Origin of the sequence: Niveispirillum sp. (assembly GCF_052437035.1) — a bacterium.
Lineage (GTDB): Bacteria > Pseudomonadota > Alphaproteobacteria > Azospirillales > Azospirillaceae > Niveispirillum.
Genome location: NZ_JBQVOH010000003.1, coordinates 1 through 26,500, shown reverse-complemented (window position 1 = coordinate 26,500; position 26,500 = coordinate 1). Strand labels below are relative to the sequence as shown.

The following is a 26,500-nucleotide window of genomic DNA, read 5'->3' as shown; positions in this document are numbered from 1 at the left end:
GCCGACTGATATGAGCACACCCCACCCCGGCATCCACGCCGATGATGAAGCCGCCATTCTGGACAGCATCGAACGCTGGCTGGCCCGCGAAGTCCGCCCCGTGGCGGAAAGGCTGGAACATGACGATATCTACCCGACCCAGCTTGTCGAGCAGATGAAGGAACTGGGCCTGTTCGGCGCCACCATCAGCCCGGAATATGGCGGGCTGGGACTGCCGGCCTCCACCTACACCCGCATTGTCAGCCTGATCGCCGAAACCTGGATGTCGCTGACCGGCATCTTCAACAGCCATATCATGATGGCGACGGTGGTGGAGAAGTTCGGGACGCAGGCCCAGAAAGAATATTGGCTGCCCAAATTCTGCGCCGGTGACATCCGCGGCGGCCTGGGCCTGACGGAGGCCGATGCCGGCACCGACCTGCAGGCCATCCGCACGCGCGCCACCCGCACCGATCGCGGCACCTATATCATCAATGGCACCAAGACCTGGATCTCCAACGGGATCGAGGGTGGGGCCGTGGCCCTGCTGGTCAAGACCGACCCCGACGCGCAGCCGCGCCACAAGGGCATGACCATGTTGATCGCGCCCAAGGTCGATCCCGACAATGGCCAGCGGTACGAAGGCTTCCGCACCGGCAAGAAGCTGGAAAAGATGGGCTATAAGGGCATCGACAGTGCCGAGCTGATCTTTGAGGATTACGAGCTGGATGCCGAGCGGCACCTGGTCGGCGGGGTTGAGGGCAAGGGCTTCCTGATGGCGGTCGGTGGTCTGGAACTGGGCCGCATCAATGTCGCCGCCCGTGCCGTCGGCATTGCCCGCCGCGCGCTGAAGGAAAGCGTGGCCTATGCCCAGACACGGCGGACGTTTGGCAAGCCTATCGGGGAACATCAGGCCATCCAGCTAAAGTTGGGTGAGATGGCGACCAAGGTCCGCGCTGCCGAATTGCTGGTTCAGGACGCTGCCGCCGCTTACGACCGGGGCGACCGCTGCGACATGGAAGCCGGTATGGCCAAGTATTTCGCGTCAGAGACGGGTGTCGAGGTCACGCTGGAGGCCATGCGCATCTTCGGCGGCTATGGCTATTCCAAGGAGTATCCGATCGAGCGGCTGTATCGCGACGCTCCCTTGATGTGTATCGGCGAGGGTACCAACGAGATGCAGCGCATCATCATCGCCAAGCAGATGATCGCCCGCAATCCGGTGTGAGGGAGCCTCCCATGACCCGCCCCCTTTCCGGCATCCGCGTCATCGCGGTGGAGCAATATGGCGCTGGGCCTTATGGCAGCATGCTGCTGGCCGATCTGGGCGCCACGGTGATCAAGGTGGAAAATGCTGCAACGGGCGGGGATGTCTCCCGCGCGACGGGGCCGCATTTTCTGGGCGAACAGGACAGCCAGTTCTTCCAGACCTTTTCCAAGGGCAAGCAGTCGGCCAGCATCGACCTGAAGACGCCGGAGGGCCGCGCCGCGTTCAATGATCTGCTGAAGGGGGCGGACGCCCTGATCAACAATCTGCGCGGGGATCAGCCGAAAAAGCTGGGCCTGACCTATGAGGCCGTGAAGGATATCAACCCGGGTCTGGTGTGCGCGCACCTGTCGGCCTATGGGCGGGGCAACAGCCGGGAGACATGGCCCGGATATGATTATCTGATGCAGGCCGAGGCCGGGTTCATGGGCCTGTCGGGCGAGCCGGATGCCCCGCCGACGCGGCTGGGCGTGTCGATGGTCGATTTCATGACGGGCACCATGATGGCGTTCGGGACCGTGTCGGCCATCCTCGGCGCGAAAGCCACGGGTGTAGGCTGCGACGTGGATGTGGCGCTGTTCGACACAGCACTGCACCAGCTCTCCTACCCCGCCACATGGTATTTGAATGCCGGCGATCAGGTGACACGCCTGCCGCGCGGGGCGCATCCATCCATCGCCCCCAGCCAGTCCTTCAAGACCAGGGATGGCTGGGCCATGCTGATGTGCCAGACCCCGAAATTCTGGGAGGAATTCTGCCGTCGCACGGGCCGGGCAGATCTGCTTGACCGTCCGGAGTTCAAGGACATCCCCGCCCGTCGCGCCAACCGGCAGCTTCTGTCGGACACGCTGGATGAGCTGCTGTCCACGAAGACGACGGCGGAATGGCTGTCGATCCTGGGTGGGCATGTGCCCTTCGCGCCCATCACGAACCTGGATCAGGCGCTGGACAACCCGTTCGTGGCGGAGATCGGGATGGTGGAGGATGTGGAGCATCCCGACGCCAGGGATGGGACCTTGCGCCTGCTCTCATCCCCCATCCGTATCAATGGTGAGCGGCCAAAGGGCCGCCGCGCGCCCAAGCTGGGGGAGAGGGGCTAATGAAGCTGAACGGGATCAAGGTTCTGGACCTGTCGGCCTTCCTGCCGGGTCCGCACATGACCATGATGATGGCCGACCATGGCGCCGACGTGATCATGGTGGAACCCGCCAATGGTACCGGCGAGCCGACGCGGGAAATCGGGCAGAAGACCGGGGACGGGGTCACCGTCTGGTTCCGCAACATCGCGCGGGGCAAGCGGTCAGTCGCCCTGAACCTGAAGGACCCGGCGGATCATGCCATCTTCATGGAACTGGCCGCAGAGGCCGATGTGGTGGTGGAGGCATTCCGCCCCGGCGTAGTGAAGCGCCTGGGCGTTGATTATGACGCGGTGCGCGCGGTCAATCCGGGGGTCGTCTATTGCTCCATCTCCGCCTTCGGGCAGACGGGGAAATACGCGCACAAGCCGGCCCATGACATGACGGTGCAGGCGCTGGCCGGTCTGGTGGACCTGAACCGGGGCCTGACAGACGATAAGCCAGCCAGCCCCAACATGCCCGTGGCCGACATGGCGGCAAGCCTGATGGCCCTGTCCGGCGTGCTGATGGCCCTGCTGCGCCGGGCGACTACGGGCAAGGGCGACTATGTCGACCTGTCCATGTTCGATGCCGCCTTCGCCTGGACCCCCAACGTCACCGGCCCGGTCTTTGCCGAGGATCGCCACCCGCCGGTCAAGGAGATGCGCAGCTTCGGCGGATCGGCCATGTACCATATCTATGAAACGGCGGACGCGCGTTTCTTGGTGCTGGGCGGGTCGGAGATTAAGTTTGCCGAAAACCTGCTGAAGGCACTGGGCCGCCCAGACCTGCTGTCCTTTGCCAAATTGCCGCCGGGCCAGGCGCAGGAACCGTTGCGCGCCTTCTTCAAGGAAACTTTCGCCACGCGCAGCCTGACCGACTGGCAGAAGTTTTTGCGCGGGGTTGATTGCTGCTGGGCGCCCGTGCGCAGCCTGAAGGATGCGTTCGACGATCCGTTTGTGGCCGAACGCGGCATGGTGCTGACGGATGGCGATGGCTATCGCCATATCGGTGTGCCGATCCGGTTCACGGATGAACCGGCCCAACCACACTTCGGCCTGCCCGCCTTCGGGGACAAGTCAGCACGGTGGGGCCAGGGTTAAACTCCCTCCCCCAGCGCCTTCCAGGCCCGGTCCAGGATCGGTGCCGCTTTCAGCCAGTACCAAGTCTCCGCCTGCAACTGCTCCGGCCCCGGCAGCACACCATTCCCGGAGGTGAAAAGGTGGCTGTCGCGCGCCTGTTGCCACGCCGCCAGCAGGTGCCCGCCCCCTTCCACGGGCCGCAGATCCAGGGGCGGTTCGGCGATGCCGGAATGCAGGGTCAGGCCCGTGACCAGCCCCGGATGCCGCCTCACCAGCAGGGCCGCGACAGCCGCGCCATAACCCCAGCCTTCCACCTCTCCCCCTATCCAGCCGCGTTTGGTCAGCAGGCCGGCGATGGCATCGGCCATGGCGGCAAGATCGCCGGGATCGGCCACCGCCTCACTGTCGCCCATGCCGGGCAGGTCAGGAGCCAACCAGGCACCGGCGGATGGCTGGGGCAGAAGACTGCCAGCCCCACCCAGATCATGCAGACGCAGACAGGGCGCCCCCTGCCCACCCGCCACCCAGGCGATGCCATCCGTCACGCCCCGCGCCGCAAAGGTGGGCGGGGGTGGTGCCGGCTCGGCGGGCAGGTGCCGACGCAGGAAGCCGGTAATGACATCCCAGGCGGCGGTGCGGTTGGGTGCCGTCCCCGCCGTGACACCGTCCGGCAGCGCCGGCAGCTTCGCCATGTAGCGGCACAGCGGATCATCCTGTGCCGCGAACAGCAATGTGGGAACCGTCAGGGCCACCATGTCCGCCGCCGGGCGATAGGACAGAGCCGCCTCATACCCAGTGCGATAGCTGTCGCCAGCCCGCAGGAATTCCATGATCTGATCATGGATGCGGGTCAGGTCAGGCTTTGGCCGGGCCAGCCGGGCTGCAGGGTCACGGCGATACCAGGGGAAGAAGATGCCCTGATCGCGGATGCGATGCCAGGCCCAGGCCAGATGCCCGCCATCCCATTGCGGATGAAAGGCCGGCAGATAATGGGCCAGCATATCCGCCCTTTCCGTCTCCTCCATGAACATGAAGCCATCAACGACAAGGCCGGAGACACGCTGCGGATAGAGGGCGGCGAAGCGGCTGGCGATGCAGGCACCGGTATGAAGGCCATAGAACGCGGCCCGGATCAGGCCCAGCGCGTCCATCAGACGATCGACAGCGTCGGCAAACCGGTCCATCGTGGCGGAACCCGGCGGCAGCGGATCGGACAGGCCGAAACCGGGATTGTCCGGCGCGATCACGGTCGCAAAGGGTGCCATCGCGCGCATCAGGGGCAGCAGTTCGGCACTGTCGCGGGGGGACTGATGCAGGGCCAGCAGGACCGGCCCCTGCCCGGCGCGCCGGTAATGAACCAGCCGCCCGTCAACCTTGATGAAGTGCCGCGTTACCCTGGTCATCCACGCCTCCCGATCCTGGCAGGCCTGGATGATGGGGTGGGGCGAAACGGTTGGTCCAGGTGGCCCCACCCCCATTGTCCGCAGGGCGGGCAGACGCCCCATCATCCACGTGGTGGAGATTTGGGATCGGACATGCGGCGGGCGGGCGGCATGAACCGTACAGTTCGCCCCAACCGGATACGGTCATGCGACGCAGGGCAGGAGGGTGCAAGGATATGGACGGTTCAGGCAAACCGGAACGGGATCGCGATGCGGCCCTGCTGGCCGCCTATGACGGCCCGCCCGATTACCGCGCGGTCGGTCGCCACGGCATCTTCCCGGAGATGACGCATGACGAGGTCGAGCGTTTCAACTTCCTGGCCCATATGAACCGGCATCTGGCCAGCCGCGTGCTGCCCGGCGTGAAGACGGCGTTCGACACGCGTGTGGCGCCGGGCAAGGAATTCACAGACCGGCAGCAGGTGCGCCGCGCCCTGGCCCGTGATCCCTACTGGCAGGTCTGGTCGGCGCTGCGCCGGAACACCATGGAGATGCGCCAGCAGGCCGGACGCTGGGTCACCCTGCGCCAGCGGGAGGAACTGGCGGCCCGCGCCGCGGCCCTGACTGACGGTGATCCGCGCCTGACGCTGGACCCGTCGCTGCCCCTGCCCCGCTATGTCGCGGCCATCGACCATCATTGCATGCCCGGCAGTTATCACACCGAATATGGCCCCGGCGATGTCGCCAATGCCGCCAATTATGATTGCGGCCTGTTCGCGACGACGGGCGGCATGCTGGGCCAATGGTCGGATGGCGGCGGTCAGGCGGTGGTCACCTGGGTCGCCAGGAACCTGCCGAACTTCAAGCCGAAGCGTATTCTTGATCTGGGTTGCGGGCTGGGTCATAGCGTTTTGCCGCTGGCCCAGGGCTTTCCTGATGCAGAGGTGGTGGCCGTCGATGTCGGCGCGCCGATGCTGCGTTACGGTCTGGCCCGCGCCAAAAGCCTGAATGTGGACAATATCCGCTTCGTGCAGGCCAATGTCGAAAGCCTGCCGCAATTCGCGGATGGCAGTTTCGACTGGGTGCAGACCACCATGTTCCTGCATGAAACCAGCTACAGCTCCATGCAGCGTATCTTCAAGGAAACGCACCGTCTGCTGGCGCCCGGCGGGATCGTCCTGCATGTTGAACAGCCGCAATATTCGCCCCAGATGCCGCTGTTCGAACAGGCGATGCGCGACTGGGACGCCTTCTACAACGCAGAGCCGTTCTGGACGAAGATGCATGAAGCGGACCTGGATACCTGGATGGTGCAGGCCGGCTTTGCGCGTGAAAGCCTGATCCATGGCGGCGTGACCGCCGTGGTGGACAAGACCATCTTCCCCGACGCCGCCGACAGCGAGGGCGAGGATTATGGCCGCAAGGCGGCCTGGCACGTCGTGGGTGCCCGCAAGGAGGTTGCGTGATGTCGATCCAGCAGGCCCTGGCCGGGGCATCGGCCAAACCCACGGGCAAGCGCCCGCGCTTCCTGGAAAGCTGGGAGGCGGAACGCGCGCTGGCGGTCGCCATGTCGCTGGCCGGCGAGTTGGTGGTGACCCGCCAGCGCCTGGACACGCTGGAACGACTGCTGGCGGCCAAGGGCATCGTCAGCCGGGCGGAGATCGACAGCTTCGCCCCCAGCAAGGCCGAAGCCGCCGAACGCGGCTTGTGGAACCAGGAGTTCCTGGCCCGCGTTCTGCGTGTGGTGCAGCAGGAGGCGGAAGCCATTTCCGCCCTGGATGACACCAGCGAGAATATCGCCGAGGAACTGGCCCGATGAAGCTGCTCCGCGCCGCCACCCTGACGGTGACCGACCCGGAGGCCAGCGCCGCGCGGTATGTGCAATGGCTGGATTACGCCATTGTCGAACGCGGCAACCTGTCGGTCGCGCTTGCCGCCGCCTGGGGCTGTCCCGCCAGTGCCGGCCGCGCCTATCTGGTTCTGCAACCTGCCAGTGGGGCAGAAGTGTTCGTGCGTTTCGTGGCGGGCGATCCCGTCGACAGCTACCGCCCGCTGCGCACCCATGGCTGGGCCGCCCTGGAAATCTGTGTGCAGGATGTCATGGCGGTGAATGAACGGATGCTGCAAAGCCCGTTCGAGATTATCGGCCCGCCGCGCCTCAATACCGGACTGCCGACCATCCACCCGATGCAGGTGAAGGGACCGGATGGGGAAATCGTCTATCTGACCCAGATCAACGGCAACCTGCCGGCCTTCGACCTGCCGCGTGCCGAAAGCCTGATCGACAGGCTGTTCATTTTGGTCCTGGCCTGTTCCGATATGGAAGCCAGCATCAGATGGTTTGAGGAAACCACCGGCCTGCGCCTGGGGGAACGGCTGGATATCCCTTACACAATGCTGGCCAACGCGTTTGGCCTTCCCCTGGATCAGCGGCACCGGATCGCCACCCTGGTGGATGACCGCGACATCTTTTTGGAGCTGGACCAGTATCCGCCGGCGGCGACCCCGCGTGCCCGGCATGACGGGCAGTTGCCGCCCGGTATCGCCATCTGCACCCTGTCGCATCCGGACCTGTCGGCGGTGCCGGGCGAATGGATCACCCCGCCCGCCCGCCGCGACGGCGCAGTTTATGGCGGCCGCCTGTCCGGCACCCTGCGCGCGCCGGATGGAAGCCTGCTGGAACTGGTGCAGCTTCCGGCATAAACGGATTTTAATGTCCGCAGCCCCCGTTCCCCATCGAACCCTTACGCGCATTTGAACTTCAATGCAGCCGATGCCGTGCGCCCGCACGGCCCATCGATGTGGGGTTTCATGACTGACATCATCATGATCGCGCTGGCGCTGGGGCTGTTCGCCCTGGGCGTCGGCTATGCCTATGCCTGCGAGGGGTTGTAGGACGATGCTGGACTTGATCCTGGGCGTCGCCACCGCCATCGGGCTGGCCCTTTACCTGATCCATGTGCTGTGCCGGCCTGAGCGCTATTGAGCGCCGCCGGCTTTCGGAGTTTCCGATTTGACCCTGATCGGCTGGATGCAGATCGCGCTGTTCTGCGCGGTCATCATCGCCGTCACACGGCCGCTTGGCGGCTTCATGACGCGCATCTTTGCGGGTGAACGCACCCTGCTTTCGCCTCTTCTCGCCCCCGTTGAAGCGGGACTTTACAAACTGGCCGGCGTGGACGCGCGGACCGAACAGCATTGGCTGACCTATGCCCTGTCCATGCTGCTGTTCAATCTGGCCGGCATGCTGTTCCTCTACGGCATTCTGCGCATGCAGGACCTGCTGCCGCTGAACCCGCAGGGGCTGCCGGCGGTGACGCCGGAACTGGCCTTCAACACCGCCATCAGCTTCGTCACCAACACCAACTGGCAATCCTATGGTGGGGAAACCACCATGAGCTATCTGAGCCAGATGGCCGGCCTGACGGTGCAGAATTTCCTGTCGGCAGCCACCGGCATCGCCCTGGCGTTGGCCCTGGTGCGGGGCTTTGCACGGCGGTCGGCCATGACCATCGGCAATTTCTGGGTCGATATGACCCGCGCCACGCTGTACCTGCTGCTGCCCTTCAGCATCCTGGCCGCCCTGTTCTTCGTCTGGCAGGGGGTGCCGCAGAATTTCGACGCCTACACCGTGTCCGCAACGGTGGAAGGCGCGCAGCAGACCATCGCCCAGGGGCCGGTAGCCAGCCAGCTGGCCATCAAGATGCTGGGCACCAATGGCGGCGGTTTCTTCAACGCCAACTCCGCCCATCCGTTCGAAAACCCGACGGCCCTGTCGAACTTCGTGCAGATGCTGCTGATCTTCGCCATCGGCGCCGGGTTGACCAACCTGTTCGGGCGCGCGGTCGGCAATGAGAAGCAGGGCTGGGCCATTCTGGCCGCCATGGGCGTGCTGTTCATCGGCGGTGTAGCGCTGGCCTATTGGGCCGAGGCAGGGGGCAACCCGCTGCTGGCCGGGTTCCATGTCGATCAGACACTGGGCAACATGGAAGGCAAGGAAGTGCGGTTCGGGACGGCCATGTCCGCCCTGTTCGCGGTCATCACGACCGCCGCCTCCTGCGGGGCCGTCAATGCCATGCATGACAGCTTCATGCCGCTGGGTGGCATGGTGCCGATGATCAACATGGCGCTGGGGGAGATCATTGTCGGCGGCGTCGGGGCCGGGCTTTACGGCATGCTGCTGATGGCCATCATCGCCCTGTTCGTGGCCGGCCTGATGGTGGGCCGCACGCCGGAATATGTTGGCAAGAAGCTGGAAGCGCGGGAAATCAAGATGACCGTGCTGACCATCCTGGCCATGCCGGCCATGATCCTGCTGTTCACGGCGGTGGCCGTGACCATCGCACCGGGCCTTGCCGGCATTCAGGATGCGGGACCGCATGGGTTCTCGGAGGTGCTGTACGCCTACACCTCTGCCGCCGCCAATAATGGCAGCGCCTTTGCGGGGCTGACGGCCAGCAATAGCTGGTACACGGTCACGCTGGGCATCGCCATGTTCGTGGGCCGGTTCTTCATCATCGTGCCCATGCTGGCCGCCGCTGGCTCGCTGGCCTCCAAGAAACTCGTGCCACCGTCGGCAGGCACATTTCCCACCACCGGCCCGCTGTTCGTCGGGTTGCTGGTGGCGATGATCCTGATTGTCGGCGGCCTGACCTATTTCCCTGCCCTGTCGCTGGGCCCGGTAGTGGAGCATCTGATGCTGACCGCCGCCGTGACCCCGTGAGCGACCGGAGAATGAACATGCGAAACGCAGATATCGTCACGGGCCATGGCAATAAGCGGCTGGCCCGCAGCTCCGTCCTGGACGGGGCCATCCTGTGGCCCGCCATCCGGGCCAGCTACGCCAAGCTGCATCCGGCTGTGCTGGTGCGCAATCCCGTCATGTTCCTGGTGGCCGTGGTCGCCACGCTCAGCACCTTTCTGCTGCTGCGCGATCTGGCGACGGGCAATGACAGCACGGGCTTTTCATTGCAGATCGTGCTGTGGCTGTGGTTCACGGTGCTGTTCGCCAACTTCGCGGAGGCTGTGGCGGAGGGCCGGGGCAAGGCCCAGGCCGCCAGCCTGCGCCGCACCCGCACGGAGGCCGTGGCCCGCCGCCTGTTGGCAACGGACCTGTCCGGCGGCACCGAAACCGTGCCCGCCGCCATCCTGGCTGTCGGTGACCATGTCGTCGTGACGGCGGGTGAACTGATCCCCAGCGATGGGGAGATCGTGGAGGGCATCGCCACCGTCGATGAAAGCGCCATCACCGGCGAAAGCGCTCCCGTGATACGCGAAAGCGGCGGCGACCGGTCAGCGGTGACGGGTGGCACCCGTGTCCTGTCGGACCAGATCATTGTGCGCATCACGGCGGCCCAGGGCTCTACCTTTTTGGACCGGATGATCGCCCTGGTCGAAGGGGCTGAACGGCAGAAGACGCCGAATGAGATCGCGCTCAACCTGCTGCTGGTCGGCCTGTCGCTGATCTTCCTGCTGGCCGTGGTCTCCATCCCCGGCTTTGCGCTTTATGCTGGCGGGTCGGTGTCGGTGATCGTGCTGGTGGCGCTGTTCGTCACCCTGATCCCCACCACCATCGGGGCGCTGCTGTCGGCCATCGGCATAGCCGGCATGGACCGTCTGGTGCGGTTCAACGTGCTGGCAACCTCGGGCCGCGCGGTGGAGGCGGCGGGCGATGTCGATACGCTGCTGCTGGACAAGACGGGCACCATCACCCTGGGCAACCGCCATGCTACCGAATTCCTGCCGGTACAGGGCGTGACGGAGCGGGAGCTGGCGGAAGCAGCGCAATTGTCCAGCCTGTCGGATGAAACCCCGGAAGGCCGGTCCATCGTCGTCCTGGCCAAGGAGAAATACGGCCTGCGCCAGCCGGAAATCGCGCATCAGGAGGTGCGCTTCGTGCCCTTTGCCGCCCAGACGCGGATGAGCGGGGTGGACATTGCCGGTATCGCCATCCGCAAGGGGGCCGTGGACGCCATCCTGCGCCATGTCGCGGCCCAGCGCGGCACGGGACAGGTGAAGATGCCCGAACTGGAGGCGCTGGCCGAGCGCATCGCCAAGGCCGGTGGCACGCCCCTGGCCGTGGTGCGCGGCGACCGGGTGCTGGGCATCGTGCATCTGAAGGATATCATCAAGGGCGGCATCCGCGACCGTTTCGCCGAACTGCGCCGCATGGGCATCCGTACCGTCATGATCACGGGCGACAATCCCCTGACGGCGGCGGCCATCGCGGCAGAGGCCGGGGTGGATGATTTCCTGGCCCAGGCCACGCCGGAGGACAAGCTGAACCTGATCCGCAAGGAACAGGCCGATGGTCGTCTGGTCGCAATGTGCGGCGACGGCACCAACGATGCCCCGGCCCTGGCCCAAGCGGATGTCGGCGTGGCCATGAATACCGGTACCCAGGCCGCACGCGAGGCCGGGAATATGGTGGATCTGGACAGCGATCCGACCAAGCTGATCGAGATCGTGTCAATCGGCAAACAGCTGCTCATGACGCGCGGCAGCCTGACCACCTTCTCCATCGCCAATGATGTCGCGAAATATTTCGCCATCATCCCGGCTATGTTTGCGGGCATCTATCCGGTGCTGGGCAACCTGAACATCATGGGCCTGTCCACCCCGCAGTCGGCCATCCTGTCGGCCATCATCTTCAACGCACTGATCATCATTGCGCTGATCCCGCTGGCCCTGAAGGGCGTGACCTACCGCGCGCGGTCGGCGGCAAGCCAACTGTCCCGCAACCTGCTGATCTATGGCATCGGCGGTTTGGTGGTGCCGTTTGCCGGCATCAAACTGATCGACATGGCCGTCACGGCCCTGGGCCTTGCTTAAGGAATTCCAATCATGTTGAAGGAAATGCGTCCCGCCCTGGTCCTTCTGGTGCTGTTCACGCTGATATGCGGCCTGGGTTACCCGTTGCTGATCAGTGGGATCGGCCAAACCCTGTTTCCGTATCAGGCAGGCGGCAGCCTGATACGCGATGCCGATAACCGGGTAATCGGATCAGAGCTGATCGGACAGTCCTTTACCGGCGAGCGTTATTTCTGGCCGCGCCCGTCGGCGGCGGGCAGCAATGGCTATGATGCCGGTGCGTCCAGCGGGTCGAACCTGGGTCCCACCAGTGCAGCCCTGACGGAGCGGGTGAAGAACGATGCCGAACGGCTGGGGGCGGCCCCTGAGAATGAGGTGCCGGTTGATCTGGTGACCGCATCGGGCAGCGGGCTGGACCCCCACATCACCCCCGCCGCCGCCTATTTCCAGGTGGCCCGTGTTGCCGGCGCGCGTGGCCTGGAACCGGCCATGGTCCGGCAACTGGTGGACGCCCATGTCGAACGGCCCCTGCTGGGCCTCTTGGGGGAGCCGCGGGTCAATGTCCTGAAATTGAACCTGGCATTGGACAGCAGGCCCGGCAGTAAACTTGCCGGGCCTGCCAGGAAATGACCAAACAGGAATGACCGCGCCGTCGGCGGCGGTCGTGATGGGTCAGCGCCGGGCGACCTTGGTTTCCACCTGGGCCAGCACGGCGTTGATCTCCTCCCGGCGACCAGCGTCGGCAATTTCCCGGCCCGGACGGGGGGCGGCGGCCAGCGCATGGTTCAGGACGTCACGTGCCTTGGCATATTCCCCCTGCCGGAACAGGAAATCGCCGTAGAAATAGTTGGGATCGATACCGTCCGGGTTCAGGGCCAGCGCCTTTTCCAGATAGACCTTGGCCTTCTTGTCGCTGCCAAAGCCGATGGGGAAGCCCGGCACCTGATAGTAAAGGCTGCCCAGCGAGGTATGCACCGATCCGTCCAGGGCCGTGGGATCGATCTGTTCGGCGGTTTCAAGCTTGGCCTTCGCCTCCTTGACCAGCGACAGCGCGCCCATGCCGCCCTTGATGCCGGCTTCGGACGACAAGATGATCGCTTCCCAGATCAGGGGCTCGGCCTTGCCGGGATAGGCGGCGGTGACGGTCTTGGCCTGACCGGCAAGGGCCTCCATGCCGGAAAGCTGCGCATCCTCTCCCTTCACCTCATATTTCACATGGGCCCAGCCTGCCTGAAGTTCCGCGACCTTGGCATCCATGGCGGGATCGGTGGAGGCCAGGGCCGAACCGGCCAGCAGCAGGGACAGGGTGGCCAGGATCAGTTTCTTGTCAGCGCGCATGGTTTTTCTCTCCAAGGGGCGTGATGGTGGCGCCGCCCGTCGGGGCGACCGGATGCGAGAAAAGGCTGGCGGCCTTGGCGTCGTTGCCGGCCAGCGCCCGGTCGACCAGACCGGGGAAAAGGGCATTCAGGCGGGTAAAGAAGGCTTCGGGCCAGCCGATCACCGTTTCGGCCTTGCCCGCCTGGGCGGCGGCCAGGATACGGCGGGCGACCTGGATGGGTTCATCCTGCGCCATGCCGGTCAGTTCAGCGAAACGCTGTACCAGCGGCCCGTTGAAGCCGGTGCGCACCGCACGCGGGGCCACATGACAGACGGTGATGCCCGTCCCCCGCACTTCCCGCCGCAGGGCCTGGCTGAAGCCCTTCAGACCCGCCTTGGCGCTGGAATAGCCTGCGAAATGCGCGAAATTGATGGAGCCGAAGACGGAACCGACATTGACGATGTGGCCGCGCCCCCGCTGCTTCATCATGGGCAGCACCGCCTGGGTCAGGGTTACCGGTGCCACGAGGTTCACCAGATAATCACCCAGCAGGTCCGCCGGACGCTGCCCCTCCACGGGGCCGAAATATTGCTTTCCCGCGATGTTGAACAGCATCTGCGGGGCCAGCAGGCGGGCCTGTTCGGCGGCATGCGCGATGCCGGCCTGGGTCGACAGGTCGGCGCGGATATGGCGCCCCGGCATATCGCCACGCCCCAGGGTCGTGACCTGCGCCCCGCGATTGCGCAGCAGGCTGACCAGGGGTGACCCGATACCGCCGGCACCACCGGTGACCAGAATGGTGCGGCCTTCCAGGCTTTCCTCATGCAACATGGCGCACCTCTTCGGTGTGGCGGCTGTGGGGAATGGCGCGGAACAGGCCGGCGAACAGGCCGAAGATGCGGTTCGCCATGGTGATGATTGCCTGCTGATCCGCCGGATCGCTTATCTGGTTCATCAGGGTGCGGAAGAATTCCATATGCTGGATATCCAGCGACCCGTGGCTGGTCAGATAGCTGAAGCAGCTTTTCGGCAGGTTCAGGGACTTGCGCACCGCTTCGGCCCCATGGGTGGCGATGGCAGTACTGGTCCCTTCCAGCACATAGACCATGCCGAAGAAGCCGGCGGCGTTTTCCTCGCGGATGAAGCGGTAGGCCTCATCCACCATGGCCTGGGTGGCGGCACGCGGGGTGCCATGGCGCACCATCTCGGCATTGCCACCGGCATGGCGGATGTCGTTCAGGATCCATTCCTCGTGCCCCTCCTCCTCCTCGATATATTCATCCAGGGCGGGGATCAGCCATTCCTGACCGGGACGCAGGGCGGCGCGGGCGGTACGCATCAGGGGCACCGTGTGCTTCACATGGTGATACGCCTCCGTCAGATAGGCGATGTAGGTTTCCAGGCTGATACGGCCCGTCAGGCCATCCTGGATCTGCGGCACCGACAGCAGGGAAAGGCGCGCCGGCTCCGTCTCCGTCACCAGACGGTCGAAGAAGGGTTGGGGCATGGGTGTCTCATCCTCATTCCGGGACAGAAAGGGGGCATGGGCAGTAGCAATGGCATCACGGCGGGGACGGCCATTGGGGGTCAGCATGCCGTTCAGGGGGGTGAAGGCGGGGACGGCGTGCCAGCGGGCGACGCGGGCATAGGGCGGCAGGGCACCATTGGCCCGCGCCACCGCCAGCGACAGGGCGGACGGGTCCTGTCCAAGCCGAGTGGGCACGATCAGGGCCGTCAGGTCGGCCTGGGCATCGCCGAACAGCACCGCCTGCAGGATTTCCGGCTGCGCCATCAGTTCCGCTTCGACCCATTCCGGTGCGATGTTGCGGCCAAAGGCATTGATGATGACATTGCGCGACCGGCCCTGGATGGACAGGAAGCCATCGTCATCAAGGCTGCCCAGATCGGCGGTCGCGATGCGGGATAGGGCGGGGTCGCCGCCGACATAGCCCAGGAACGCATGGTTATTGAGGCTGACCTCCCGTGTGTCCGGGTCGATCGCCAGGTTCAGATGCGGCAGCACACGCCCCACCGTCCCCACCCGGTTTGCATCGGGGGTGTTCAGCGCCACCACCGATCCGCATTCCGACAGGCCGTACCCCTGATAGACCGGCAGGCCCAGCATCCCGGCCTGCGCCAGCAGGGAAGGTGCCACCCGCGCCCCACCGACGGCCACCAGCCGCAGATCAGGAAGCGTACGGCCACTTTGTGCCATCGCGGCCATCAGACCGCGCAGCAGTTCCGGCACCAGAATGACGCTGTTCGCACGAACGGTGGAGAGGGCGGCCAGAAGCCGGCCAAAATCCGGCTGGAAGGGCTGTGCCAGACCCAGTTCCGCCGGCGAGGCTGCCAGATAATGGCCGCCGGCCAGCAGCGTGCTGTAGAGGCCCGCGACATTTTCCAGCAGGACCGGCAGGGGCAGGATGGCGACGTGCCGGCCCGCATAATCGGTGCCGATCACCTGCACCAGGGAGGTTGCCACCTTTTCCAGACCGGCAGCCGACAAGCAGACGCCCTTGGGCGTCCCGGTCGTGCCGGATGTGTAGGTGATCTTGGCCGTACCCGCCGGCAACAACACGGGCGCGTGGTCCAGGCGATGAATATAGAGCGTTTCCGCGCCCACACGGAGCGCCTGACCACCTTGCTGCGGGCTGTCGGTGATCAGCCAGCCGGCACCGGCATCGGCCAGGGCATGGCTACGCTGATCCGGTGTGAAGAAATCCGGCAAGGGCAGGCTGACCAGACCCAGTTCCAGCAGGGCAAGGTCCAGAACGGCCCAGGCGGCGGAATTGGCCGCCTCCACCGCGACGGGCCGGCGGTCCAGGCCGATATTTTCACACAGGTCGGCGGCCAGCCGGTCAATGGCGCCCAACAGGCTGCCATAGGACCAGTCATTGATGGCGGGCTTTGCCGGGTCCTGCATGCGGATGCCAGAAAGAATGCGGCTCATGCAATCACCTCGGGCGCCGAAATGGCGGGATGCAGACGGGGAAAGGTGGGAAAGGAAGGCAGCGCCTGCCGCGCATCACCAGCCAGGAAACGGTCCAGGCTTTCAGCGCCAAACGCGACATTGCCGCAGACCACGCGCGGGTCGTTGGCGTAATAGCTGCCCCAGGCGGCAGCGGCAGAGCCGACGCGGTCGGGCGTTGCACGGCCCAGTTCGACAGGATCGAAGCCGATCTGGCGGAACAGGCGGCGCAACGGGCGGGTGGCGGTGACCACGGCCTTTTCATATCCCTGGCCATGCAGATAGGCGGCCAGCGCCATGAACAGCAGGTACGAGGCCCCGGCCTCTGCGGCGGCCAGATTGCCGATTTCCACTACTTGGCCGCGCCGCGGCTGATCGGGGATCAGGGTTTCGACCGGCTGGTCCAGATAGGTTTCCAGGAAAAGGGGGCCGGTGCCCGCCGGACGGAAACCGACGCCCGCCAGGATACGGTCGTCGGCGTCGCGCAGGCTCATCAGCATCGGATGGGTGATGGTGATGTCACCGCCATAGGTCTGCGCATAGGTGTTGCGGATCATCGCCTCCACCCGCCGCCGTTCCGGGGCGAAATGGCGGGTGATAGCCACAACAGCCGGGCGGCAGCGTGTCAGGGTGCCCAGCCGTTCGGCATCGAACCGCAGGCTGCCCCGTACCCCCTCATCATCGCGCATCAGCATTTCAATCACAGGCGTCACTCCGCCGGTTGGATCGGCCGGTTTCAGCGGCCTTCAACTGCATGACGGCACCGCCCGCAGCGGACCGCAGGTGCGAACTGAAAAAATTTTGAGGCTGTGGCGAAAACCAGCTGCTGCCCACCTGTTGCATTGATCGGGTGTGGGTCCGGGGCTATATCGGATGACAGTCCCCGCCGATCCCAGGTCCCGTCATCGCCCCGACCACGCCCCTGATCACCGCCTATCTGGAACACCGCGCCTTTCTGCTGCGGCTTCTGACGGCGCGCACAGGCAGTGCGGCAGAGGCAGAGGATGTTGTGCAGGAGATGTATGAGCGGCTGGCCACCCTGCCCGATGGGGGCGACGGGGTGGAGAATGTGCCCGCCTTCCTGAACCGCATGGCCATGAACCTGGCCTTCGACCGGCAGCGCAGCGGATCGCGCGCCGCCGCACGCGATGGCGAATGGCTGTCGGCCAATGCCCTGGTCGACGGACCCGAACCCATCGCAGAGACCCCGAGCGCGGAAGAAGTGGTGGGCGGGCGGCAGGAGTTGCGCCTGTTGCGCGATGCCATCGACGCCCTGCCACCGCAGGGCAAACGCGTCTTTGAAATGCACAAGCTGCAAGGGCGCCCGCATGCGGAGATCGCTGCCAGCCTGGGCATTTCGCGCAGTGCCGTGGAAAAACACATGGCCGCCGCCATGAAGAACCTGTTGAAAAGGCTAGGGCGCCGTCTTGAATGAAAAATAATTCATGAGAGAGGGTGGGGTACCGCCCCTTGCCCGACGTCAACAGGACAAAGCCCGAACCAGAAGCAGCCAACATGGTGAACCGCCCGCCCGAAGCACCCCTTGATCCCCGCCTGGAACAGGCGGCGGACTGGCACGCCCGTTTGCAGGGTGATGCAGATCAGGCGGTGTGGCTGGAATTCACCGAATGGCTGGAAGCCGATGCTGCCCACCGCATCGCCTATGATAAGGTGGAGGGGCTGTGGCGGCAGCTGGACACGATGCCGCCGGCGGAACAGCCGGCGGCCATCATCGATCTGGCCAGCCGGCGCAAGGCGGCCCCGATGCCGGCCCCGGCCAATCTGTCCCGCCGCTGGTTCCTGGGGGGTGCCGCCGCTGCGGCTGCCGCCCTGGCGGTCACGCTGACCAGCCAGTATGCCGTCAGCCCCACGCCGCAGATCTTCGAGACGGCCCCCGGTCAGCGCCAGACGGCCAAACTGGCCGATGGGTCCACCATCATCCTGAACAGCGGGACCCGCCTGTCGGTCGCCATGCTGGAAGACCGCCGCTCCATCGTGCTGGAGAAGGGCGAGGCGTTGTTCGATGTTGCCAAGGACCCGTCGCGTCCCTTCACCGTGGCGGCGGGTGAAAGGCTGGTGACCGTGGTCGGCACCGCCTTCAATGTGCGCAACCTGGATACTGGCGTGACCGTCACGGTGACGCGCGGTCTGGTCGATGTCGGCAATGCCGATGGAACCGCCAAACAGCGCCTGACACCGGGACAGCAGATCAGCGCCCTTCACGGCCACGCGCCCAGTCCGGTCACGGCGGTGGATGCACCGGCCGTCACCGCCTGGGCACAGGGCCGCCTGTCCTTTGACAATGCCCCCCTGCCCCAGGTCCTGATGGAACTGTCACGCCATTACCCGCTGCCCATGCGGGCGGAAGGGGCGGCGACGGGCCTGCATTTCTCGGGCGTACTGCGGCTGGACGCCGATCAGACGACGTTGCTGAACAATATGCAGGGCTTGCTGCCCATTGCCGTAGTGCGCCAGGGTGATAGCTTCGTGCTGTCGAAACGCCCCTGACGGTTCCCGCTTTGCGTCTATTCCCTCTCTCCGCCCTGGTCCTGTCGCTGACGGCCCTGCCGGTACTGGCCGCTGAACAGGGGATCGCCGTGCCTGCCGGCCCCCTGGGTGCCGCTCTATCCGACCTGTCGCGACAGACGGGCATCTCCATCGGCGGGGACCAGATATTGACAGGCCGGCACAGCCCCGGTGCCAGCGGCCCGCTGACGCCCGAACAGGCGCTGACCCGGCTGCTGGCCGAGACGGGGCTTGGTTTCCGCAAGGTCGGGCCGGACACGTACCGGCTGGAGCCGCTGCCCGCACCGCATCTGCGGCCAGCGGCGGATCAGGGTCAGGCGGCACCCGTGGAACCCATCATCGTGACGGCGACGAAGCGCGGGGCGTCTCCCGTCGATCTGCCCGTTGCCGTGGGATGGCTGACCGCTGCCGATCTGGCCCGCCTGGGCAGCACAAACCCCGATGCCGCACTACCCCTGCTGGGCGCGGTGGGCAGCACGCATCTGGGGCCGGGGCGAAACAAGCTGGCCATCCGGGGCCTTTCGGACAGTGCCTTTACCGGCCAGACCCAGGCCACGGTCGGCCTGTATCTGGACAATGCCAAGGTCAATTACAACGCACCCGATCCCCACCTGCACCTGATCGATCTGGACCGGGTGGAGGTGCTGCGCGGACCGCAAGGCACGCTCTATGGCGGCGGGTCCATCGGCGGCATCCTGCGCATCGTGCCGGCCCCGCCGGATCTGTCGGAACGGTCGGCACAGGCCCGGCTTTCCGGCAGCCTGACCCGCGACGGTGCGCCGGGCGGCGGGGTGGAGGCGGTATTGAATCAGCCGCTGCTGACCGACCGGCTGGCAGTCAGGCTGGCGCTTTATGCCGACCGGGAGGGCGGGGTGATCGATGCGGCTGGTGGGCGGCGCAACATCGACCGCACGGATACGCAGGGTGGGCGCCTGCTGGTCGCCTTCGTGCCCATCGAAGACTGGCGTCTGGAACTGGGCGGCACCTATCAACTGATCGATACGGACGATAGCCATTATATCCAGGGGCGGCGGGGTTGCTGTACCCGTGCGGCGCAACTGGCCGAACCACATGACAATGATTTCGACGAGGCGCATGTCACCTTGACGGGCAGCCTGCCCTTTGCCGACCTGCACAGCACCACCGCCTTTGTTCGGCATGAGATCGACAGTTTCTATGATGCCAGCACCGCCGTACTGGCACTTTCCGGGCTGCCGGCACGACCCGCGCTGTTCCATGAGGCACAATTATCCCGTCTGTGGACCCATGAAACGCGGCTGACCAGCAAGGATGACGGCGACAATGGCCTCAACTGGCTTTCCGGCCTGTACCTGTCGCGCCAGACTGCCAACTCCAGCCGTCGCCTGACCCCGGCGGCAGAGAGCGGTACCGATCTGTGGCGGCGTGACAGAGTGGACGAGGTGAAGGAGGCGGCCCTGTTTGGGGAGCTGTCCTGGCGGTTCCAGCCCGACTGGACCCTGACCGCCGGTGGCCGCCTGTTTCATGTGGCGCAGGAGGTGGAGGCCACAGCCCGCGCACCATCGGCGGCAAGGGCCGAGGGATACACGCGGGAGACGGATTATACGCCCAAGCTGGCCCTTTCATGGCAGGCCTGGGAAGATACCTCTTTCTATGCCCAGATGACCGAGGGTTATCGCCCAGGCGGTATTAATATCGAAGAGGCCGGACCGGTCACGGGTGACGACTATCGCACTGCCCGTTTCCAGACCGATGAGCTGTGGAACTATGAGCTGGGAACGAAGCTGTCGCTGTGGCAGGGGCGGCTGATGCTGGATGCAGCCATCTTCCATGCGCTCTGGCGCAATATCCAGACCGACCAGTTGCGGGCCGATGGTCTGACCGTCACCACCAATGCCGGGGATGGCAGCAATACGGGGATCGAGGTGACGCCCCGCCTGCATCTGGGTCCCTGGCGGCTGGATGCGACGGTTATCCTGAACGATCCGGAACTGACCCGTGTCGCCCGTGACTTTACCGGCGGCGCGGATGGCGGGTTGCCCGGCGCCTCACGCCTCAGCGGCAGTGCCAGCCTGTCCTGGCGCGGGCAGGTCACGGAGGGCGTGAACCTGCTGGCGGCCCTGGACTATAGCCACACGGGCCGCACCCACCTGACCTTTACCAATGGGATAAGTCAGGGTCCGGTCGATCTGCTGGGCGGGCGGATCACGCTGCACGGGACCGGGGGCTGGTCGCTTGGCGTCGCCTTGGACAATATCCTCGACAGCGACGCCAACCAATTCGCCTATGGCAACCCGTTCACACTTGGCGCGGGCCCGCAGGCAACACCCGTCCGCCCGCGCACCGTGCGGGTCAGCATCGGCTGGGAAGGATAGACGGGCGGGTCACTTCGCCGCGGAAAGGCGCCAGATCGTGCCGCCCTTGTCATCAACCACTAGCAAGGCACCATCCCCGGCCACCGCCAATGACCGGGGGCGGCCATGGACATGGCCCGGCTGATCGGTGAAACCTGTCAGAACCTTCTCCAGCGACCCCACGGCCTTGCCACTGGCAAAGGGCACGAACACCACGTCATAGCCCAGAAGTTCGGACCGGTTCCAGGAACCGTGCCGTGCCACGAAGGCGCCGGAGCGGTACCGAGCCGGCAGGGAGGTTGACGCGCCGAAGGCAATGCCAAGCGCCGAGGCATGTGCGCCTACGGCAAAATCGGGCGTGATCGATTTCGCAACCAGATCAGGCCGCTGCCCCTTCAGACGCGGGTCCGGGTGCTTGCCCCAATAGCTGTAGGGCCAGCCGTAAAAGCCCCCATCGGTTACCGAGGTGATATAATCGGGAACAAGATCATCACCCAGTTCATCGCGCTCATTGACCGATGTCCAGAGCTGGCCTGTCACCGGTTCGATATCCATCCCGACCGGATTGCGGAGGCCACCGGCAAAGAGACGCTCGTTGCCGGTGGCAAGATCAATGGCCAGGATCGCGGCCCGCCGCTCCTCCTTGGCCATGCCATATTCACCGGCATTGCTGGCCGACCCAACCGCGATATAGAGGGTACGGCCATCCCGGCTGGCCAGCAGGTTGCGGGTCCAGTGATTGTTGTATCCTGTCGGGTCGAACCGTGTGATCCAGGTGCGCGGTGCATCATCCGGGATCGTGGACCGGCCCTGCTCGTAAGGCGTCCAGAAGACGCCATTGGCGTTCGCGATGTAAAGCCGGTCACCGATCAACGCCATGCCATAAGGCTGCTGCAACGCGCCAATCAGCACATGGCGTTCGTCCGCGCGGCCATCACCATCATTGTCGCGCAGCAACAGGATACGGTTGGCCCCCTTGTCCACGAAGCTCGGGTCTTCGTTCTTGCGCTCCGTCTTAGCCTCCGCGACCAGCACATCGCCATTGGGCAGGACAATGGCATTGCGCGGTGAATCCAGCCCTTCCGCAAAACGGTTCACCGCCAGACCCGGTGCCGTCCAGAGTTCCGCCCCTTCATGGAACGGCGTTGTGTCGGGCGTGTTTTTCACCGATGGCGTGGCAAACGGCGCCGGCAATTGCGGATCGGCACCGATGGAACGGCTTTCCTGTGCCAGTGCGACGGTTGGCAGGCAGGCAAGACACAGGATTGCGATGCCGAAGCGGGCGGATTTCATCGGAACTCTCCTGTAAACAGGTCAGTATTTGATCCGCAGGCGACCGCCATAAGACCCGTTGGCGATGGAGGGCATGCCCGCCGGGCCGGTCAGGTCAGCGGCCTGGTTCTTGGCGCCCATGCCGGGAATGGCCTGCAGGAAGCCGATATCGCTGGGTGGGAAATCCACACTGGTGGTCGGGAAATCGGCCAATCTGGCGCCAAGCTGAAGATAGGGCGCTCCATCGCTGGCAATGGTCAGCGTGCCCTGCCCGCCCGACAGCCGGACCCAGCGTGGATCGGCGAAATATCCGGCAATTGCGGGTTTCGACAGGCCGGCCCCATCGCCAGCAATCTCATGCACGCCCAGCACAGGGCCGCGCAGCCGGTTCTGCCATACCGGACCCGGCCCGCGTACCAACGCCCGTACACCGGTGACATCATCCAGTGGCCGGTCAAAGCCGATACCGTGATAGAGAACGGCGCCGGTCAGATCATAGCGGTAATCCAGGGTCAGGATACCGTCCTCGCCCAGCGACCAGCGGACATGCGACAGCCCGCCCGTCCCCGGCGCCTCCAGCCAGACCATGGGCTTTCCGGTCACTGGGTCGCGACCGTCACCAACCATTACCGTGACCGGTCGCGTATCTGGATTTATAAACCGGTCCGCCTCATGCGCCAACCGTACCGACACCAGTTTCGGCACCGACCGCACGCCGGCCAGATTGGAAATGCGGATCGCCTTCACGATCTGCGGCGGGAAGATGTAGGTCTGGCCATCGCGTGCCACGCGGGCACCGTCGAAGACCCGCCGCCAGTTATGGCCATCGGATGACAGTTCAAGGTTGAAACCCGCCCAGCCATCCGCCTCTGCGATGCCCAGATCAATGGAGGCAATGTTGGCCATCGTGGGCTTCGGGAATTCATAGAGCCCCTCACCCGTGGCCACCTGTTCCGCCCAGGCCGGTTCCCCCGCCCCCTTGGGACGGGCCAGCAGCAGGCGGGGACCATTGGACAAGGGCTGTTGTTTGCCATCATGGATCAAACCTGTCAGCAACCCGGTCATCGCATTGAAACGTGCCGACAGTTTGCCAGCCACCAGATCGATCACATCCCCGTTGCGCACCACCTGCGGGCGGCCAATCCTGCTGCCGGTGACATCATCGGCGGGATGGGTCCGGGCAGACCAGACCCAGGTCAGAAGCGGCTGATCCCCCTTCATCGCCGTCAGGCGCAGCGCGTCCGCCTGCTTCCATACAGACGGCAGCGGCAGGCGCAGTTCACCCGCCGCATGCGGCGCGATGGCCGGTCCCGCCACCTCACCCTTCGCCAGCACCTTGGCATCGGTTTTCCTGTCGGCAGGGCCGGCAAAGCGCAGCCATTCCCACTGGAACCGCACCGCCGTCAGCGGTGTGAAGTCATATTCATTGCGAACCGTCACGGTACCCGTGAAGCCGTCATCCAGGATGGGGGCATCGATCTGTACCGGTGACCAGATGTCCCTGACCGTGAAGAAGCTGGGCTCCTTTTCCTGATGCGGACCCACAATCCCGTCCGCCGCGTACGTAGCGTAGAGATCAATCCGCCCACCCTGGTCGGTGCGGACCAGCCCCTCATCCGCCAGGTTCCACAGGAAGCCACCGGCGCCTCGCTGTGATGCCGTCATGGCACGCCAGTAATCTTCCAGGCCCGATCCGATGCCGCCATCGAACAGGCCATGCAGGAACTCGGTCGGCATCACCAGCATCTCACCCGACAACCGGCGCAGCAGGTCCGGGTACCGGGGATAATGCTTGGTGTCGATGCCGCCAAACGCCTCCCAAGGATGGATCAGGGGACGGGCTTGCGGATCATAAAGCGCGAAATCACCATCCAGTTCCCGGTTCCACCCACCCTCATTGCCATTCGACCAGAACAGAATGCTGGGATGGTTGACGTCCCGCTCGACCAATGACCGGACCAGCTTGCGGCCCACCTCGGTATCATGGGCATTCTGCCAGCCGCTCAACTCGTTAATGACATAAAGGCCCAGTTCATCGGCAGCTTCCAGGAACGCCTTTTCCGGCGCGTAATGGGCCACCCGCATGGCGTTCATGTTCAGGGATTTGATGGTGCGTACATCATCATATGCCTGGGAGCGGCTGACGGCGCGGCCCGTTTCCGGGCGGAAGCTGTGGCGGTTCACGCCTTTCAGCATGATGCGCTGACCGTTCAGATAAAGACCTTCGCCGCCCCGCACTTCGAAGGTCCGGAACCCGAACCGTTCTCGCACCTGATGCACCGGCCTGTCACCCGCAAACAGGGTCACCTGCAGATCGTAAAGGTTCGGCGCCTCCGCCGACCACAGGGCCGGCTGCGCGATCTGGCTGGCCAGACGGACACGGCCTGTCCCACCATCCGGAATGGTGGCGGTGAAGGGCTGCCCCACCGCCGCACCATCGCGGGTCATGACCTGCCCCACCAGTTTGGTCACATTACGCGGCGCGCGTAGCGTGATGTCGGCGGTCAGATCGCCGGACGCACGGGCATTGATGGCCACCTGCGCGATGGATTCCGGCGGCGATGCCTCCAGCCAGACCGGACGATAGATGCCGCCAAAGACCCAGTAATCACCATGGCGCTCGGCTATATCGGTGGCCGTGGCCGCAGACGCCTCGCTGACCTGCACCTCGATCTCATTCTCCTCACCGGGTTTGACCAGCTTGGTGATGTCATGGCTGAACCGGTTGAAGCCGCCCTGATGAAGGGGGCCGGCGACAGTGCCATTCACCTTCACCAGGGTGTCGGTCATCACCGCTTCAAAAATGACGCGGATGGTGCGGCCTTTCCAATCGGCAGGGACCGTGAAGCGGCGGCGATAGGTGGCCTTGTCCGCCACACGCGGCCCCTTGTCATAGCCATACTGGTAATGGCCGAACCCATGCATCTGCCAGTTGGAAGGGACCGGGATACGGGCCTGTTCGCCCGCACGCATGCCGCCGTCGATCACGAAATCCCAAGGGACCGCATCATCCGGCCCGGTACCCGACAGCATCAGGGTCGCTGTACTCGGCACTTCCTCGGCCATGACCGGAAATGCCGCCGCGCACCACACAAGAAGGGCGAGAAGATAGGTCCAAACCAATCGCATGGCACCCGGACCCCTATTCTGTCCCGTCATCTGTCTGCCCTTTGTAACTGCCTTTTTCCCCGCAATCGCCGATGGCCCGGGGGAATTATTGACAAAGAAATGCATCGCCGGATGCACAATGCCCATCCGGCGATGCGAGGCGGGAGTTAAGGAATAGTCAGATAAAACCGTCAGAACCTGACATTTACGCCGGCGGTGACGGTACGCCCGATTTTGGTTTCGAAGAGAGTGTCCTGTCGTTTGCTGTCGATATAGAGGCGGTTTTGTTCGTCAGTGAGGTTCTGGGCTTCGAGGATGAGCTTGATCTCGGGCGTGACATTGTAGGATGCGGCGGCATCGACATAGAGGGTTGGTGCGTTGCCCTGGAGGTCGGAGCCGGGGGATGCGGGGATGCCGCGGATGAAGCGGTCGCGGTAGTTGGCGGTGGTGCGGATGGAGAAATCCTCATCCTCGTAATAGAGGGTGCCGGACATGGTGTTCTTGGACAGGCCGATCAGGTCGGCGGTGGTGGTGACGGTGGGGACGCCGCCGGCGGATGCCAGGATGTAATTGATCTTGGACGTCACGCGCGTGTAGTTGGCCAGGACGCCGAAATTGGCCCAGACACCATCGAGGAAGGTGAAGGGGATCTGGGCGTTGATCTCAAAGCCCTTCAGCGGGCCACCCGGCGTGTTAAAGGGACGCGAGACGGTGAAGATCTCCGTCGGTGCCGTGTTGGACCCGGCCAGCAGCGCGTCGGGCAGACCCAGGTCGGTGAAGGGCACCTGGGAGCTGACCGACTGGATGAAGCTCTTGATGTCCTTGTAGAAATAGGCGACCGACAGCAGGGAGCCGGGGCGGAAATACCATTCGGCGGCGACGTCGAACGTATTGGCGCGGATCGGGTCCAGGAACGGGTTGTTGACATTGCCGATGCGGGTGACGGGGTTCACGCCACTAGTGGGGGTGAGCACGCCCAGCTCGGGACGGGCCAGCACCTTGGCGCCCGACAGGCGCAGCAGCACATCATCCGTCGCCTCGTACACGACATTGGCCGAGGGCAGCCAGTCATCATAGCTGTTCTTGGCTTCGGAGAAGCGGCCGACCAGATTGGTGGGCGAGGTGGTGCCCGCCGGCGGGGCGACGGCGATATAGCCGGATGCCAGCATGTCGGTCTTCACATAGCGCACACCGGCATCGCCACGGATCGGCAGGTCGGCTGCGTTATAGAGATCAAAGGTGCCCATCAGATAGGCGCTCTTGACCCGTTCACGCACCCGGCTGTTGACGCCGCCGCAGGTGTAATCGCAGGTGCGGATGCTGTCCGTGTCGAACAGGTC

The 26,500-nt window shown here is 64.9% G+C and carries 21 protein-coding genes; 13 read left to right on the top strand and 8 right to left on the bottom strand.

Features of this window, described 5'->3' with window-relative positions; translation table 11 throughout:
* Nucleotides 1–10: 10 nt before the first annotated feature.
* The 3 genes from ACT6Q8_RS09425 to ACT6Q8_RS09415 are packed head-to-tail and all read left to right on the top strand — an operon-like array spanning nt 11 to nt 3,464.
* Nucleotides 11–1,207: an acyl-CoA dehydrogenase family protein gene (locus ACT6Q8_RS09425; RefSeq protein ID WP_444732417.1), complete on the top strand. Its 1,197-nt coding sequence runs from the start codon at nt 11–13 to the stop codon at nt 1,205–1,207.
* 11 nt (nt 1,208–1,218) lie between these two features.
* Nucleotides 1,219–2,346, top strand: a complete 1,128-nt coding sequence (locus tag ACT6Q8_RS09420) for a CaiB/BaiF CoA transferase family protein (RefSeq protein ID WP_444732418.1) — start codon at nt 1,219–1,221, stop codon at nt 2,344–2,346.
* A complete protein-coding gene (locus tag ACT6Q8_RS09415; protein WP_054166233.1) occupies nt 2,346–3,464 on the top strand; it encodes a CaiB/BaiF CoA transferase family protein in 1,119 nt (372 codons plus the stop codon). The genes ACT6Q8_RS09420 and ACT6Q8_RS09415 overlap by 1 nt, the downstream gene beginning before the upstream one ends.
* Here ACT6Q8_RS09415 and ACT6Q8_RS09410 read toward each other — a convergent pair.
* Nucleotides 3,461–4,846 carry an alpha/beta fold hydrolase gene (locus ACT6Q8_RS09410; protein WP_444732419.1) on the bottom strand — a complete coding sequence of 462 codons (1,386 nt, stop codon included), beginning with the start codon at nt 4,844–4,846 and terminating at the stop codon, nt 3,461–3,463. The two genes, ACT6Q8_RS09415 and ACT6Q8_RS09410, sit on opposite strands and share 4 nt — an antisense overlap.
* Before the next feature lie 215 nt (nt 4,847–5,061).
* On the opposite strand from ACT6Q8_RS09410, the gene ACT6Q8_RS09405 reads away from it, so the two are divergent.
* The 7 genes from ACT6Q8_RS09405 (at nt 5,062) to kdpC (ending at nt 12,265) form a co-directional block, all read left to right on the top strand.
* Nucleotides 5,062–6,291, top strand: a complete 1,230-nt coding sequence (locus ACT6Q8_RS09405) for a class I SAM-dependent methyltransferase (RefSeq protein ID WP_054166231.1) — start codon at nt 5,062–5,064, stop codon at nt 6,289–6,291.
* Nucleotides 6,291–6,644: a hypothetical protein gene (locus tag ACT6Q8_RS09400; protein ID WP_054166230.1), complete on the top strand. Its 354-nt coding sequence runs from the start codon at nt 6,291–6,293 to the stop codon at nt 6,642–6,644. The genes ACT6Q8_RS09405 and ACT6Q8_RS09400 overlap by 1 nt, the downstream gene beginning before the upstream one ends.
* Complete coding sequence (locus tag ACT6Q8_RS09395; RefSeq protein WP_444732420.1) at nt 6,641–7,528, top strand: VOC family protein; 888 nt, start codon at nt 6,641–6,643, stop codon at nt 7,526–7,528. The genes ACT6Q8_RS09400 and ACT6Q8_RS09395 overlap by 4 nt, the downstream gene beginning before the upstream one ends.
* A gap of 166 nt (nt 7,529–7,694) precedes the next feature.
* On the top strand, nt 7,695–7,811 hold the full coding sequence (locus ACT6Q8_RS09390; protein ID WP_082371977.1) for a potassium-transporting ATPase subunit F: 117 nt from the start codon (nt 7,695–7,697) through the stop codon (nt 7,809–7,811).
* Between the two features lie 45 nt (nt 7,812–7,856).
* Nucleotides 7,857–9,548: a potassium-transporting ATPase subunit KdpA gene (gene kdpA / locus ACT6Q8_RS09385; protein ID WP_444732432.1), complete on the top strand. Its 1,692-nt coding sequence runs from the start codon at nt 7,857–7,859 to the stop codon at nt 9,546–9,548.
* A 17-nt stretch (nt 9,549–9,565) separates the two neighbouring features.
* Nucleotides 9,566–11,656: a potassium-transporting ATPase subunit KdpB gene (gene kdpB / locus ACT6Q8_RS09380; protein ID WP_444739372.1), complete on the top strand. Its 2,091-nt coding sequence runs from the start codon at nt 9,566–9,568 to the stop codon at nt 11,654–11,656.
* A gap of 12 nt (nt 11,657–11,668) precedes the next feature.
* Nucleotides 11,669–12,265 carry a potassium-transporting ATPase subunit KdpC gene (kdpC, locus tag ACT6Q8_RS09375; RefSeq protein ID WP_444732422.1) on the top strand — a complete coding sequence of 199 codons (597 nt, stop codon included), beginning with the start codon at nt 11,669–11,671 and terminating at the stop codon, nt 12,263–12,265.
* A 42-nt stretch (nt 12,266–12,307) separates the two neighbouring features.
* On the opposite strand, the gene ACT6Q8_RS09370 is transcribed toward kdpC, so the two are convergent.
* Genes ACT6Q8_RS09370 through ACT6Q8_RS09355 form a run of 4 tightly spaced genes read right to left on the bottom strand, consistent with a single transcriptional unit; the run spans nt 12,308 to nt 16,610 of the window.
* Nucleotides 12,308–12,973, bottom strand: coding sequence for a tetratricopeptide repeat protein (locus ACT6Q8_RS09370; protein WP_054166225.1), 666 nt, complete (start codon nt 12,971–12,973; stop codon nt 12,308–12,310).
* Nucleotides 12,963–13,784, bottom strand: a complete 822-nt coding sequence (locus tag ACT6Q8_RS09365) for an SDR family NAD(P)-dependent oxidoreductase (protein WP_082371976.1) — start codon at nt 13,782–13,784, stop codon at nt 12,963–12,965. The genes ACT6Q8_RS09370 and ACT6Q8_RS09365 overlap by 11 nt, the downstream gene beginning before the upstream one ends.
* Nucleotides 13,774–15,903, bottom strand: a complete 2,130-nt coding sequence (locus tag ACT6Q8_RS09360) for an AMP-binding protein (RefSeq protein ID WP_444732423.1) — start codon at nt 15,901–15,903, stop codon at nt 13,774–13,776. The genes ACT6Q8_RS09365 and ACT6Q8_RS09360 overlap by 11 nt, the downstream gene beginning before the upstream one ends.
* Nucleotides 15,900–16,610 (bottom strand): thermostable hemolysin, encoded by a 711-nt coding sequence (locus tag ACT6Q8_RS09355; protein ID WP_444732424.1) that lies wholly within the window; start codon nt 16,608–16,610, stop codon nt 15,900–15,902. The genes ACT6Q8_RS09360 and ACT6Q8_RS09355 overlap by 4 nt, the downstream gene beginning before the upstream one ends.
* A gap of 200 nt (nt 16,611–16,810) precedes the next feature.
* Here ACT6Q8_RS09355 and ACT6Q8_RS09350 point away from each other — a divergent pair, with 200 nt between their 5' ends.
* The 3 genes from ACT6Q8_RS09350 (at nt 16,811) to ACT6Q8_RS09340 (ending at nt 20,801) form a co-directional block, all read left to right on the top strand.
* Complete coding sequence (locus ACT6Q8_RS09350; protein WP_444739381.1) at nt 16,811–17,356, top strand: RNA polymerase sigma factor; 546 nt, start codon at nt 16,811–16,813, stop codon at nt 17,354–17,356.
* A gap of 80 nt (nt 17,357–17,436) precedes the next feature.
* Entirely contained in the window at nt 17,437–18,429 is a 993-nt protein-coding gene (locus ACT6Q8_RS09345) for a FecR family protein (protein ID WP_444732425.1), read from the top strand.
* An 11-nt stretch (nt 18,430–18,440) separates the two neighbouring features.
* Nucleotides 18,441–20,801 (top strand): TonB-dependent receptor domain-containing protein, encoded by a 2,361-nt coding sequence (locus tag ACT6Q8_RS09340; RefSeq protein WP_444732426.1) that lies wholly within the window; start codon nt 18,441–18,443, stop codon nt 20,799–20,801.
* Between the two features lie 9 nt (nt 20,802–20,810).
* Here ACT6Q8_RS09340 and ACT6Q8_RS09335 read toward each other — a convergent pair whose 3' ends face one another.
* The 3 genes from ACT6Q8_RS09335 to ACT6Q8_RS09325 form a co-directional block, all read right to left on the bottom strand.
* Nucleotides 20,811–22,073 carry a PQQ-dependent sugar dehydrogenase gene (locus ACT6Q8_RS09335; protein WP_054166219.1) on the bottom strand — a complete coding sequence of 421 codons (1,263 nt, stop codon included), beginning with the start codon at nt 22,071–22,073 and terminating at the stop codon, nt 20,811–20,813.
* A gap of 21 nt (nt 22,074–22,094) precedes the next feature.
* Nucleotides 22,095–25,181, bottom strand: coding sequence for a glycoside hydrolase family 2 protein (locus ACT6Q8_RS09330; protein WP_444732427.1), 3,087 nt, complete (start codon nt 25,179–25,181; stop codon nt 22,095–22,097).
* A 170-nt stretch (nt 25,182–25,351) separates the two neighbouring features.
* The coding region (locus ACT6Q8_RS09325) for a TonB-dependent receptor domain-containing protein (RefSeq protein ID WP_444739371.1) at nt 25,352–26,500 on the bottom strand (1,149 nt) is incomplete at its 5' end.